This is a genomic window from Pseudomonas moraviensis (assembly GCF_900105805.1).
Taxonomy (GTDB): domain Bacteria; phylum Pseudomonadota; class Gammaproteobacteria; order Pseudomonadales; family Pseudomonadaceae; genus Aquipseudomonas; species Aquipseudomonas moraviensis_A.
The window spans coordinates 4,158,679-4,172,110 of the sequence record NZ_LT629788.1; the positions used below are offsets into that span (position 1 = coordinate 4,158,679).

General features: G+C 62.1%; 8 protein-coding genes. 4 read left to right on the plus strand and 4 right to left on the minus strand.

What is annotated here, in order from left to right; all coding sequences use genetic code 11:
* Genes BLU71_RS18560 through BLU71_RS18575 form a run of 4 tightly spaced genes read right to left on the minus strand, consistent with a single transcriptional unit; the run spans nt 1 to nt 7,746 of the window.
* Entirely contained in the window at nt 1-4,575 is a 4,575-nt protein-coding gene (locus tag BLU71_RS18560; RefSeq protein WP_083353648.1) for an alpha-2-macroglobulin family protein, read from the minus strand.
* The gene (locus BLU71_RS18565; RefSeq protein ID WP_065615600.1) at nt 4,572-5,222 is read right to left on the minus strand and encodes a DUF1175 domain-containing protein; all 651 of its coding nucleotides are present in this window, start codon (nt 5,220-5,222) and stop codon (nt 4,572-4,574) included. The genes BLU71_RS18560 and BLU71_RS18565 overlap by 4 nt, the downstream gene beginning before the upstream one ends.
* Nucleotides 5,207-6,919, minus strand: coding sequence for a DUF2138 domain-containing protein (locus BLU71_RS18570; RefSeq protein ID WP_083353649.1), 1,713 nt, complete (start codon nt 6,917-6,919; stop codon nt 5,207-5,209). Before BLU71_RS18570 ends, BLU71_RS18565 begins: the two co-directional genes overlap by 16 nt.
* 35 nt (nt 6,920-6,954) lie before the next feature.
* Nucleotides 6,955-7,746, minus strand: coding sequence for a YfaP family protein (locus BLU71_RS18575; RefSeq protein WP_064364019.1), 792 nt, complete (start codon nt 7,744-7,746; stop codon nt 6,955-6,957).
* A 504-nt stretch (nt 7,747-8,250) separates the two neighbouring features.
* On the opposite strand from BLU71_RS18575, the gene BLU71_RS18580 reads away from it, so the two are divergent.
* The 4 genes from BLU71_RS18580 (at nt 8,251) to BLU71_RS18595 (ending at nt 13,391) form a co-directional block, all read left to right on the plus strand.
* The gene (locus tag BLU71_RS18580) at nt 8,251-8,493 is read left to right on the plus strand and encodes an exodeoxyribonuclease VII small subunit (RefSeq protein ID WP_016772991.1); all 243 of its coding nucleotides are present in this window, start codon (nt 8,251-8,253) and stop codon (nt 8,491-8,493) included.
* Nucleotides 8,490-9,377: a (2E,6E)-farnesyl diphosphate synthase gene (ispA, locus tag BLU71_RS18585; RefSeq protein WP_064364018.1), complete on the plus strand. Its 888-nt coding sequence runs from the start codon at nt 8,490-8,492 to the stop codon at nt 9,375-9,377. The genes BLU71_RS18580 and ispA overlap by 4 nt, the downstream gene beginning before the upstream one ends.
* Before the next feature lie 91 nt (nt 9,378-9,468).
* Nucleotides 9,469-11,367, plus strand: coding sequence for a 1-deoxy-D-xylulose-5-phosphate synthase (dxs, locus tag BLU71_RS18590; protein ID WP_083353650.1), 1,899 nt, complete (start codon nt 9,469-9,471; stop codon nt 11,365-11,367).
* A 140-nt stretch (nt 11,368-11,507) separates the two neighbouring features.
* Nucleotides 11,508-13,391, plus strand: a complete 1,884-nt coding sequence (locus BLU71_RS18595; protein WP_083353651.1) for a TonB-dependent receptor domain-containing protein — start codon at nt 11,508-11,510, stop codon at nt 13,389-13,391.
* The last annotated feature ends 41 nt before the right edge of the window (nt 13,392-13,432 follow it).

Genomic DNA, 13,432 nt, shown 5'->3' on the forward strand with positions numbered 1-13,432 from the left:
TCAGTTGACCGTGACCTGACCGAGGGCGGCTTTCGCTTCCTGGGCCTGATGCTGCGGCGCATAGACTTGCTTGAAGCGTACCGGCGGCAGGTTGAACTGGCCCTTCTGCGAGAAGCGCACCAGATGACGCAGGCGCAACTCGCCGCTCAATGCATCGACCGGCACCGCATAAGCCAACTGACCCGGTTCAAAGCGCGCCTTCTCCAGCGCGGTCGGCTCGGTGCCCTCCTTGCCCTGCAATTTGATGCCCCACGTCGTGCGCTCGACATCGGCGCCCGGTGGCAGCGGCACTTCAAGCATGCCGTAGCGCAGCGGTTTCGGCGCTTTACTGGTGAGAATCACCTCGTCCAGATAGAGGCTGTCGCTGGACAGAGGCTTCGTGCCGACCGGCTCAAGTTTGAAGGTGAACGCTTCGTCGCCCGGCACCAGTCGTGACAGGCGCCGGGTGATGGTCACGGCCATCGGATCGACCTGCGGCTGCTGAGTCTGAAAGCTCAGCGCGGCACGCAACGGCCGCTCTTGCGTGCCGGACACGCTCAGCACACTCGGCAGCGGCGTCGCGCCTTGCCATGTCCAGTACATCTCGCCGCTGGCGCCGTAGTTTTTCTTCCAGCCTTCACCGGGCATCAACGCGATGGTCGGTGACGCCTGGGCGATGCTGCGTTGCAGCCAGGTCAGCGCCAGCGCACGTTCCAGCGTCGATTGCTGTGGCAGCAACCGTTGCAGCAACGCCGTCGCGCGAGCTTGATCGAACGGCTGCAGCGACAGGTTCAGCGCTTCAACGAAGGGCTGCGAACTGGTCGCCAGACGTTGTTGTGCTGCGCCCAGTTGACGATTGAACGCCTCCGGCAAAGCGACTTTCGACTGCGCGGCCAACGATGCGGCGAGCACCCGCGCCGCTGCCAGACCCAGCGCCGAATCCGGATCGCTCATCACCAGACTGTCCTGGCCGTCGTCGAGCAAGGTTTCGGCACGGCCTTCACCCGCCCTGGCCAGATCGTCGATCAAACCGCTGAGCAGCGTGGTCACCGGCAACTGCATCTGCCTAGCGAACGACAGAATCAACGCCCGTTGCAACAACGGCGTGTTCGGTGCCTGCTTGGCGTAAACCTCCAGCACCCGCTGCCAGTGCTCCGGCGGCAGGGTCAGGTCGAGTACGCGGCTGGCATTCCAGTCGGCGTAATAGGCATAGGCGGTGAGGAATGCATCCGGCTCGCCGTCGTAGCCCCACCAGGTGAAGCTCGCCGACGGCCCGGCCATTTGCACCAGACGCAGCCGGCTGTTCTGCATGATCAGACGCAAGCGATCGCGAGTCTGCGGGTTCGAGGCCAGCGATGGATAAGCGATGCTTAGCGGCAGCAAGCGACTGGCCGTCTGCTCGACGCCGCCGTACGGGTAGCTGAGCAGATCGTCGAGGGCGGCACGGAACAGCGCTTGTGGACTGTCATCCAGCCGCAGACGAATATCCGTGGCATCAGCGGGCAAACTCAACGGAGTGTCACCGCTGACCACATCGAGGCTTTGCGTCTGCGTGACTTGCCAGCCTTCACCGGTTGCACTCAAGCGTACAGCCAGGGCATCGGCGACTTTGCCGTCCTGCACCAGCTCCGCCATCCACTCGCCCGAGGCCAAGGCAAACGCCGGAAGCGGCAAATAATTGATGCCGCTGTTCAGGGTCACCGGCAAGCGCTGTTCGGCGCCGGCATAGTGCGTGACCAGTTCAGCCTTGACCGGTTTCTCTGCCTGACTGAACGCAAACACACCCAGTTGCGGCTGATCGCCCTTGCGGAATCTGCTCGGCCCGCTCCACTTCAGGTACAGCGGTTTTTCCGAACGGACAAACTGCTTCTTCTGCCCGACCTGACCGTCATCGGCGATGGCGCGGGCGGTAATGCGCCAGCGGGTCAGCGAGTCCGGCATCTTGAAGGTGAAACGGGTTTTGCCGTCGGTGCCGGTCAATAGCTCCGGCTGCCATGCCGCGGTGTCAACGTCTTCACGGCGTGGACGTTCCAGCACTTTCACGCCGCGTTCGCTGCGGTTGGCCTTGCCCGGTGCGCCAGGGCTGCCCGGCAACGCCACGTCGTAGCTGATGAACGAGAGGCTGGCGCTGGTGCGCACATTGTTGCGCCGTGGGTGGTAGAAGAACTGATCGATGGTCGGCGCGACTTCTGGTTGCAGCGCGTAGACCATTTCGTCGACCACGCTGACCGTCAAGTGTGCCGGGACGTCTTTGCCGGCGAACTGCGTGGTCAGGTCGACCGTGACCGTATCGCCCGGCAGGTACACAGCTTTGTCGGTGCTGATCGCCACGTCGATTTGCGGCGCGATCACTTTGATCCCGGCATTCTGGAAGCTGTACTGACCGCCCTTGGTGTAGAGCACGGAGAAGGTCAGGTTCGGCGCAAAGTTATCCTTCACCGCTATGCGCGCGCGATATTGGGTGTCGCTGAGTTTTTCCAGTTTCAGCCAGTCACCGCCCTTGGCCAGCAGCGCGGTGGCTTCGACCTTGTCGCGCTCCAGCGACAGCAATGCATCGCTGACCGGTTCGGGAAAGGTGATCAGCGCCAGCGCTTCTTCGCCGGCCTTGTACTCGGGCTTGTCGAGGACGATTTCCACCGTGCCCGGCACCGCTTTGACACCGTCGCCAGTGACCGAATGGCCGGTGGCGCCGAGGACGCGACCGTGTTGATCCTTGAGCGTCAGGTTGTAAGTGCCCGGACGCTCGAAAGCGAGGCTGAAACCTTTGTCAGCTGCAGCGAGTTTGCCTTCACCGCTGCTTTGGTCTTCCAGGCGTACCCAGGCGTAGCTGCTCGGCGTCACCGCTTTGCTTTGTTCGGTACCCCCCTCGTTGGCATAGCTGAAGGCGACCTTGTCACCGACCGCGCTGAAACGCTGCGGCGCACTCAGGCGAAAAGTTGCCGCGCCACGATCGATCAGGATTTCCTTGGTGGTCTTGACCCGATACGCCGCGCCGTCGCTGGCAAACACCGTGAGCATGTAGCGGCTCGGCTTGTCGGCGGCCGGAAGGTCGAGGGTCGCGTTGCCCTTGCTGTCGGTGGTCAGTTCGGTACTGGTCAGCTCCACCGGGAATTGCCCGAGGTATTGCAGCTCGTTGTCGACCATCGACAGTTGCTGGGCGCGCAGGCTCAGGTTCAATTTGGCGTTGGCCACCGGTTTACCATCCGGATAGAGCAACACCAGACTGCCTTTCACCGGCTCGCCGGTGCGGTAGTCCTGCTTGGCCAGATTCAGCGAAATTTCGAAGTGCGGTTTGATGTACTCAGCCACACGGAAGGCACTGCTGTAGGCCTGATCCTTGTAGTTGAAACGGATCTCGTAGCCGCCGGCGACGGCGTTGTCCGGCAACTGGAAGCGGCCTTGGGTTCCAGCCTTGGAATCCAGTTTCAGGTCGAGGGTCTGCAGCTCGGTACCCGTGGCATCGAGCACGCTGACGCTGACATCCGCCGCACCCGGCAACACCGAGTCCCGTGCATTCTTGAACTCGCGACCGACGATTTTCAGCGACACCCAATCGCCCGGACGATACAGCGGCCGGTCGGTGAAGGCGTAGAGTTTGGTGTCGTAGATTTCGCTGTCGTAGTAGAAGTTTTCCGAGACGAACACGCCGCCCTCTTCGTCCTCGCCGATAACGAACGAACGCTCCGGGCTGACGTGTTTCAGACGCAGCAAACCGTCGGCATCGGTGGCGCCGCTGCTCATCACGCCGAGGCCGTCGGTCCACAACACATTGACCTTCGCCACCGAACTGCCTTCATGCTTGCGTGCGGCCCAGACCAGCAGTTCATCACCGGCAATCTTGCTCACCGCGACGGTGTTGGAGACGAAAACCATGGTGGTCGCGCGGTATTTGCCGATCAACGCTTCGACCAGATACAGCCCGGGCTTCAGATTACCCAGCGGAATGTAGACGTTGCCCGGTGCGACGCTGACGAAGTCGCTGGACGAGCCGGCCAGATTGACCCCGGCCGGCGGCTGAATCGGCTTGGCCTGCCACAGCGGATAACGGAACTGGCTGACCACCGGCAGACCCGGGATCAAGGCAAATTGCGGCTGCGCGTCGTAAGGCGTCGGCGCAACCATGGCCTCGCCCATCTTCAGCTCCGGCACTTCTTCGGTGACCTGTTTGCGCGACTCGTAAGAGAACGCACGCTGCATCACCCGGCGGGATTTGCGATACCAGTTGTCCCACAGATACGCGAGGGTGTTGGACAGGCCTTCGCCCTTGAACTGGCCGTCACTGACGACGCGGTGCAGGTTCTTCTGGCGCTTGAGGAAGTCCAGCGGCTTGTCGATGCGATACACGCGAATGTCGGCGCCACCGTACGGCTCCATGCGAAAGCGCCGGTAGTCACGACCCGGTGCTTCGAGGCGGACCATCGCCTGCTCGTCGCTGGCAAAACTGCTGTCGGCCAGCAGAAAGAAACTCTCACCGGCCACCGGCGTGTAATTGCTCGGCTCCACCGAGTCTTCGGCGTTGGCGCTGGTCAACGGCAGCAGCAACGCCAACAGCAAGGAAATTCGCGAACAGATACGCAACATGCGGGCACCGGTCATTGGGAGAGAAAGTTCAGTCGATAGACGCCGATGAAGTTGGGGTTGGCTGCGTCGGGTATCCATCGGGTGTCCTTCCATGTCATGAGTTGCTGCAGGCTTGCCGAACGCATGCCGTTGTCAGTGGGGGTGGTGGTGCCGGTGTGATAGGCGATGTAGCGGCCCATCCAGATCATCAGGTGCTGGTCGTCGCCCTGATCGAAAAACATCAGGTCACCGGGCCGCGCCTGCGACACATCGCGGCTGATCAGGTGGCTGTTGAACTGAATCAGTTTGATCGCGTTGACGTACGGCCCGACCTTGCCGCCGCCCTGCTGCCACTGTTGCGCGAGCTTGCGCTGCTCGTCGCTCAGCGCCAGCTCCGGCGGTAGATAACGATTGGACAGACCATTGCTGCGCAGCCATTTGTCGTCATGGACTTTCAGCGCTTCGTTGGCGGCAAAGCGCACCAGCCCGGCGCAGTCCTGCTGATACCAGCGCGGGCTCGGCCCCTGGCTCAATTGCTCTTGAGCGATGCGCACGAACCAGGCGCGGAATACCTGGGATTGCGCCGGATCGAGCGCCGGCGCATCAACTGCGCGGGCACCTGCGCTCAGAAACAGCGCGAGCAGGCCAAGGCTGCGGATCAGTGCGCTCACAGCGCTTTCCATTCCAGCGGCAGCCATTGCCAGTGGCCGTCCGGCTCACTGCCTTCGGGCAGCGTCAGGGCATATTTACCGTAGCCGCCGAGGGTGCGCAGTTTCGGCATCAGGTAGGTTTGCGCAGCATTGAAGAACACCGGTTCCATGTCCTGCGGCAGGCTGTCGAGGGTTTCGCGCTGCATCAGTTGCGCCATCGCATCGGGGCCGAAGTAGATCGGCATCAGCACATCTTTTGGCAGCACGTCTGCCATCGGCGGGAAACGCTTGTCGAGGGTGCCGAGGGCTTTGTCGACGAGTTTGTCGTCGAGAGAAAACAGCAGCGTCGAACCATGACGGGCGAGGCTGACTTTCATGAACGCCTTGCCGGAAATCGCCTCCGGGTTTTCAGCGGTCTTCGCCGCGTACGGACCGAAACTGGAACTGACCTGACGCTGCCAGACGTGGCTCGAGCCTTCCTGCTTGTCGATCACCGGGAATACTCTCTCGGCGACGTTGGCTTCGAACGCGCCGACCATCGAACCGAACAGTTTGCCGAGATCACCATCAAGCTTGCTGCTGTCTTCGTCTTTGAGGCTGGCAACCAGCAACGGCGTGTACAGCCGCGAGTCGGCGTACCAGCACAGGCCCGCCGCGCCAGCGACGTGTTCGGTGAGGGTTTGCGCCACCGCTTCGTCGGCGCCGAGTTTGATCAGGATCGGCTTCTGCGGTTCGGCGGCCACCGGCAGGGTCACGCAAGCGCTCGCCCCCAGCGGCATCGCTTGCCAGACCGGTTTGAAATCGAAGTCCGGCTGATTTTCCAGCTCATCCATGGCCAGATAGCTGTGCCAGCCCTTGTCGTCCATGTCAAAACGCAACCCGGCGAAATTCGGGATGAAGCGCTGATAGCCCATGGCGAGGACACTGGAATTGACGGACAGACGCTGTTTGGTTTCCGGGCTTTTCTCTGGCAGGCCGAACGCTTCCGGGAAGAGCTTTTCGCCATTGAGCAATGCCGCCAGCGCTTGCGCGGAGACGCGGCCCGACTCTTCCGAGACGCCGCTTTCCGGGTCGTAGTACTTCGCCGGATTGGACAGCACCACCAGTTTGTCGCCGCGGGACGCGAACAGCAGCGACTTGCTCGCGTTGTAGGTGAGCTGATACAGCGGCACTTCGTCGCTGCCGACTTTGAGATTGCCGAAGACGCTGAGCTGGGTGTCATCCAGCGCGACCTTGGCCAACGGCTCGAGCAACTTGGCCAGGCCGCCACGATCCATTACCAGCAGGAAATCCTTCAAGCGACCATCGGCGCCACGCCATAGCGCAACGTCGGCCGGTTGATCGAAAAGCTGCTCGATCAGGCTGTCCTGCAATTTGAGGTCATGCTCGTAGATGATCCGGCGCAGACTGCCGATCAGGCCGAGGCGGTCGGCGTGGGTTTCGTAATAGAAGACGAAATCTTCGGTCAGCGTCGCCTTGAGAAACGGCACCGTCAGCAGATCCTTGGGCAACTGGCTCAGTGAACGGGTTTCGAGCAAGGCGTCCGGACGGCCAAGGCCGAGCTTGTCACTGGCAAGTGTCGCCGGCGGCGCTTTGGGCTTGAGCAGCAGCCAGCCGAAACCGCCCGCCACACCGGCCACCAGGCACAGCCCGAGCACGACCAGCGGCCAGCGCCGCGCAGGTTTGGCCGCCGGTGTCGCGGCAGCTGGAGTCACAGTGTTATCGCTCATGTTCACAACATCCGAGTTCATCCGTGGCGGGATGCTTAATAGTTGAAAGTCTTGACCAGCAACAGATCACCGATCGCCCGCAGGGGCACGATGAAGGTTTCGCGTTTTTCGTCGACGGTGTTTTCGTTCAGCACCAGAGTGATCTGCGAGGTGATCACCTCGTTCTGGTTGCTGGTCTCCTCGAAGTTATAGCCGCCATCGCCGTAGTTGCCCCAATAGTTGACGTAGACCAGATAGGTGCCGTGCAGCGGCGCGGTCATGGTGAACATTTCCGGGCCGGGGCCGTCGACGCCATCCGGGTCGAGGCCGCCGCCATTGCTCAGTGCTGGCCGCGACCAGAACGCATGCTGACCGTCGGGTGTGACAATGTGCAGATCCAGCTCGGCTTTCGGGTCGTCCCATCCCAAGACAAGACGAATCCGCGCCGGCGTGCGCAGATTATTTGCTTCATAAAATTGCACGCGCTTGAGCGACTGGCCTTCGGCGCTGATCACTTCGACGCTGTTGGAACCCGCACCGAATGCGTAGGGCCGAGCGAAACGCCCCTGATCATCGGTGTACAGATTCAATGGATTGCCGTTGACGGCGAGGCTGTGCGGCGGGCGCATGTGCCCCAGGGCCTTGAGCTGGCCCTGGATCATCGTGCGATTGCGCTGGATGCCGCGATCGATCGGCGGCGTCGGGTAGGCGACCTGCGGGTTTTCCGAACGATCGAGCAAGCCGTGATAACGCCAGCCGCCGACCGGCTCGGACAACTCTGCAGTCGGCGCCGCCCACAGCGCAGGCGCGCAGGCGAGGCCCATCAGCAGCAAAAGAAATGATCGCATGTGACGCCTCCTGCCATGCCTTGAACGAAACCTTGCACCCGATCCTCGGTACTTCACAGCGGTGAACTGCGTTTCGTCTGAATGACCCGCAACTGTCGGGCCGTAGAAGCCGCGAAGATTAGCGATTCGGCAGTTTTTTAACAATCGGATACATGTGTGATTGCTGTAGGAATTGCGCTTTCGAGAGGGCGTGAGCCGAATAGCGAAGTTATTCGGCTCACAAAATGAGCCGAACAAGCCTATATGGTCCTGAGTCACCAAAAATCATGTGGCGAGGGAGCTTGCTCCCGCTGGACTGCGCAGCAGGCCCCGACCGCCAACCACGGTTCACCTGTTGATCGCGGTGGCTGATTTTGGGGTTGCTGCGCAACCCAGCGGGAGCAAGCTCCCTCGCCACAGCGTCTATCCGGGTCTTGGCGGTGTCTGCGCAGCCCCCCTCATTTGCCCATACCCCCCCTATCTGCTAGTGTCGCGCCGGTTTAACGTCTACCGGAAATTGCCGCCATGGCCCGCAAAAAAGCTGCACTGGATTTCGAACAATCCCTCGCCGACCTGCAAACACTGGTCGAGCGTCTGGAGAACGGTGAATTGTCGCTGGAAGACTCGCTGACCGCTTTTGAGCAGGGCATCGGGCTGACCCGGGACTGCCAGGCGGCGCTGGCCCAGGCCGAGCAGAAAGTGCAGGTGCTGCTGGAGCGCGATGGCGAGCTCGCCGAGGAACCCTTCGACGCGGATGAGCCAGAATGATTGCGGCGTATTCGGCGAGCAGTCAGGCCCGGGTCAATGCGGCGCTGGAGACCCTGTTCAACGCGCCGTTGCCGGAACTGGCGCGGCTCTACGAAGCGATGCGCTACAGCGTGATGAACGGTGGCAAACGCGTCCGTCCGTTGCTGGCTTACGCCGCGTGCGAAGCCCTCGGTGGTCAGGCCGAACAGGCCAGCGGCGCGGCGTGTGCGGTCGAGTTGATCCATGCCTACTCGCTGGTGCATGACGATCTGCCGGCCATGGACGATGACGATCTGCGTCGCGGCCAGCCGACCACCCACAAGAAATTCGACGAAGCCTGCGCGATCCTCGCCGGTGACGGCCTGCAGAGCCTGGCCTTCAGCGCCCTGCTCGATCCGCGCCTGAGCGATTGCAGCAGCGAAATCCGTCTGCAGATGGTCACCGCGCTGGCCCAGGCCGCCGGTCCGGCGGGCATGGTCGGTGGCCAGGCCATCGATCTTGGTTCGGTCGGTCTCAAACTCGATCAGAAGGCCCTCGAACAGATGCACCGGCACAAGACCGGCGCGCTGATTGAAGTCAGCGTCAAGCTCGGCGCGCTGGCCAGCGGCCGCGCCCAGCCCGATCAGCTACAGGCCTTGCAGACTTATGCACAGGCCATCGGTTTGGCGTTTCAGGTGCAGGACGACATCCTCGACGTGGAAAGCGATACCGCCACCCTCGGCAAACGCCAGGGCGCCGACATTGCCCGGGACAAGCCGACCTACCCTGCGCTGCTCGGCCTCGATGCTGCCAAGGCCTACGCTTTGGAACTGCGCGACCAAGCCCTGCAGGCACTGCGACCGTTTGACGCGGCAGCCGAGCCGTTGCGCGAGCTGGCCCGGTATATCGTCGAGCGACGCAACTGACGGCGTATCGGCCAAAAAATACCAACGCGTGGGCAGGGGGCGATGCATCAGGTAAACTGCCGCATCTTTTATACCTATAACGATTCGCCTGATGCCCACGACGTTTCATGAGATTCCCCGCAAGCGCCCGACCACGCCCCTGCTCGACCGCGCGAACACGCCGGACGGCCTGCGCCGGTTAGGCGAAGCCGAGCTGGAAACCCTGGCCGATGAGTTGCGCCTGGAATTGCTCTACACGGTCGGCCAGACCGGTGGGCATTTCGGTGCCGGCCTGGGCGTGATCGAGCTGACCATCGCGCTGCATTACGTCTTCGACACTCCGGACGACCGTCTGCTGTGGGACGTCGGGCATCAGGCGTATCCGCACAAGATCCTCACCGGTCGCCGCGAGCGCATGGCCAGCCTGCGTCAGAAAGACGGCATCGCCGCTTTCCCGCGTCGCTCCGAGAGCGAGTACGACACCTTTGGCGTCGGCCACTCCAGCACCTCGATCAGCGCCGCGCTGGGCATGGCCATTGCCGCCCGCCTGCAGGACAGCGATCGCAAGGCCATTGCCGTGATCGGCGACGGTGCGCTGACCGCCGGCATGGCGTTCGAGGCGCTCAACCATGCGCCGGAAGTCAACGCCAACATGCTGGTGATCCTCAACGACAACGATATGTCGATCTCGCGCAACGTCGGCGGGCTGTCGAATTATCTGGCGAAGATCCTTTCCAGCCGCACCTACGCGAGCATGCGCGAGGGCAGCAAGAAAGTCCTGTCGCGCCTGCCCGGCGCCTGGGAAATCGCCCGTCGTACCGAAGAATATGCCAAGGGCATGCTGGTCCCCGGCACCCTGTTCGAAGAGCTGGGCTGGAACTACATCGGCCCGATCGACGGCCACGATCTGCCAACCTTGATCGCCACCCTGCGCAACATGCGCGATCTCAAAGGCCCGCAATTCCTGCACATCGTCACCAAGAAAGGTAAAGGCTTCGCCCCGGCGGAAGTCGACCCGATCGGTTACCACGCGATCACCAAACTCGAACCACTGGACGCCCCGGCCGCCGCGCCAAAAGCCACCAGCGGGCCGAAGTATTCGGCGGTGTTCGGCGAGTGGCTGTGCGACATGGCCGCGGCCGACGCGCGCCTCGTCGGCATCACTCCGGCGATGAAGGAAGGCTCGGATCTGGTGGCGTTCAGCGAGCGTTTCCCCGAGCGTTATTTCGACGTGGCGATTGCCGAGCAACACGCGGTGACGTTCGCCGCCGGCATGGCCTGCGAAGGCGCGAAACCGGTGGTCGCAATCTACTCGACGTTCCTGCAACGCGGTTACGACCAGTTGGTGCACGACGTCGCGGTGCAGAACCTCGATGTGCTGTTCGCCATCGACCGGGCCGGTCTGGTCGGCGAAGACGGCCCGACCCATGCCGGCAGCTTCGACCTGTCGTACCTGCGCTGCATCCCGGGCATGCTCATCATGACCCCGAGCGATGAAAATGAACTGCGCAAGATGCTCACCACCGGCCACCTCTACAACGGCCCGGCGGCGGTGCGTTATCCACGCGGCAGCGGCCCGAATGCATTGATCGAAAAAGATCTGGAAGCAATCGAAATCGGCAAGGGCATCGTCCGTCGCCAGGGCAGCAAAGTCGCCATGCTGGTGTTCGGTGTGCAACTGAGCGAAGCCTTGAAAGTCGCCGAGAAGCTCGACGCCACCGTGGTCGACATGCGTTTCGTCAAACCGCTGGATGAAGGGCTTGTGCGCGAGATCGCCGGTAGCCACGAACTGATCGTGACCATCGAAGAGAACGCGATCATGGGCGGCGCCGGTGGCGCGGTCAGCGAGTTTCTCGCCCGCGAGAACATCCTCAAGTCGATGCTGCATCTGGGCTTGCCGGATAGCTACGTCGAGCATGCGAAACCGGCGCAGATGCTCGCCGAGTGCGGGCTGGATGAGGCCGGGATCGAAGCGTCGATTCGCCAGCGACTGGCCTTGCTCAACAGCTGACGCAATCCCTTGTAGGAGCTGCCGAAGGCTGCGATCTTTTGATCTTGCTCTTCGGCAGCTCCGGAACCTTTAAAAAGCAAAATCAAAAGATCGCAGCCTTCGGCAGCTCCTACATGGTTTTGCAAAGACCATAGATTGCCATGAACCTCTCGCGCCTCGCCCTGCCCTTTCTCCTGCTACCCAGCGCCAGCGCTGTCGCCGACACCTTCGAACGTGATCAGGCGCTGAAGCTGCCGGACACACTGATCAGCGCCAATCGTCAGGTCGAGGCGCGCAACGACAGCAGCGCCGCCAACACCGTGTTCACCCGTGAAGACATTGATCGCCTGCAACCAAGCGACGTGCCGGATCTGCTGCGTCGCGTGCCCGGCGTGCAAGTGGCGCAGACCGGCGGGCGCGGCAGTCTGCCGGGGATCTACATCCGCGGCACGCAGTCGGCGCAGAGCCTGGTGCTGGTCGATGGCCAGCGCATCGGCAACTCGACCTCCGGCGACAGCAATCTGCAGCACCTGAACATCGAGCAGATCGAGCGCGTCGAAGTGCTGCGCGGCTCGCGCTCGGTGATTTATGGCAGCGATGCAATTGGCGGGGTGATCCAGATTTTCACCCGGCGCGGCACTGGGCAAGGCTTGCAGCCACGCCTGCACCTCGGCTTCGGCAGCCAGCAGACTTGGCAGCGCAGCCTCGGTTTGTCCGGCGGTGACGACAAAACCCGTTTCAACCTCGGTGCCAGCCTCGACGAAACTGCCGGGATCGACCGTACCCACGATTCGTATCCAAGCGACAGCGACCATGACGCTTACCGCAACAAATCCCTCAGCCTGAGCCTCAGCCACGCGCTGGCCGAGGGCATCGAAGTCGGCGCCAACCTGCTGGATAACCGTGGCAAGGGCGAATTCGACAACCCGTTCGGTCGCTTCGACAGGGACACGTTCGAGTCGGTGCAACAGCAGCCCTACAGCGACTTCAATGTCAGCAGCGTGAGCAGTTACGTCGATGCGCGGGTCAACGAAACCTGGAAAACCCGCGTCGAATTCGGCCACAGCGAAAACCGCGAGAAGACTTTCGACAAGCTCAGTGACGAGCGCACGGTGTTCAACACCTATCGCGACTCAGTGAACTGGCAGAACGACCTGACGCTCGACGCGCGCAACAGCCTGATCCTCGGTGGTGACTGGTACGAAGACCGGATCAACAGCAGCACTGCGTTTGACGAGGACAGCCGCTGGAACCGCGCAGCCTTTATCCAGCATCGTTATCAGGCGGACAGTTTCTCCACCGAGATCGGCCTGCGCCACGACGACAACCAACAGTTCGGTACCCAGAACACCTGGAGCGGCACCTTCACCCTGCCCCTGAATTCGGATAACGATCTGCTGCTGAGCTACAGCGAAGGTTTCCGCGCGCCGACCTTCAACGACCTGTACTACCCGAATTTCAGCAATCCCGACCTGAAACCGGAGACCTCGAAAAGCTACGAACTGCAATGGCGTAGCCAGTTGAGCGACAGCGCGCGGCTGGAAGCCTCGATTTACCGCACCGATCTGGAAGACGCGATCATCCTCGGCAGCAACTCACGCCCACAGAACGTTGCGTCGGCGCGGATCAATGGCTTCGAAGCGGCGCTCAAGCATGAGCTGTTCGGCTGGCAGAGCAATCTTGGCGTGGCAATCATTGATCCGCGCGATCGCGATACCGGCCACACACTGGCGCGAAGGGCGCGGCGCACGGCCAGTTGGGATGTGGATCGGCAGTTTGATCGTTTGGGGCTCGGCGCCAGTTGGCAATTGGTCAGCGGCAGTTACGATGATCTGAACAACACCCAATCGCTGGGTGGCTACGGCACATTCGGACTGCGCAGCAGTTGGGCGTTGAACCGTGAGATCAAGCTGGATCTGAAGGTCGACAACCTGCTGGACAAGGGTTACAGCCGGGCGAATTACAGCTATGACGGCGCGCAGTATGGTTATCGCGAGGAAGGTCGGGCGTGGATGTTCGGGGTGACCTGGACCCCTGAACTCTGAGCTGAGATTTTTATTGGCGGGCTGGCCTCTTCGCGAGCAGG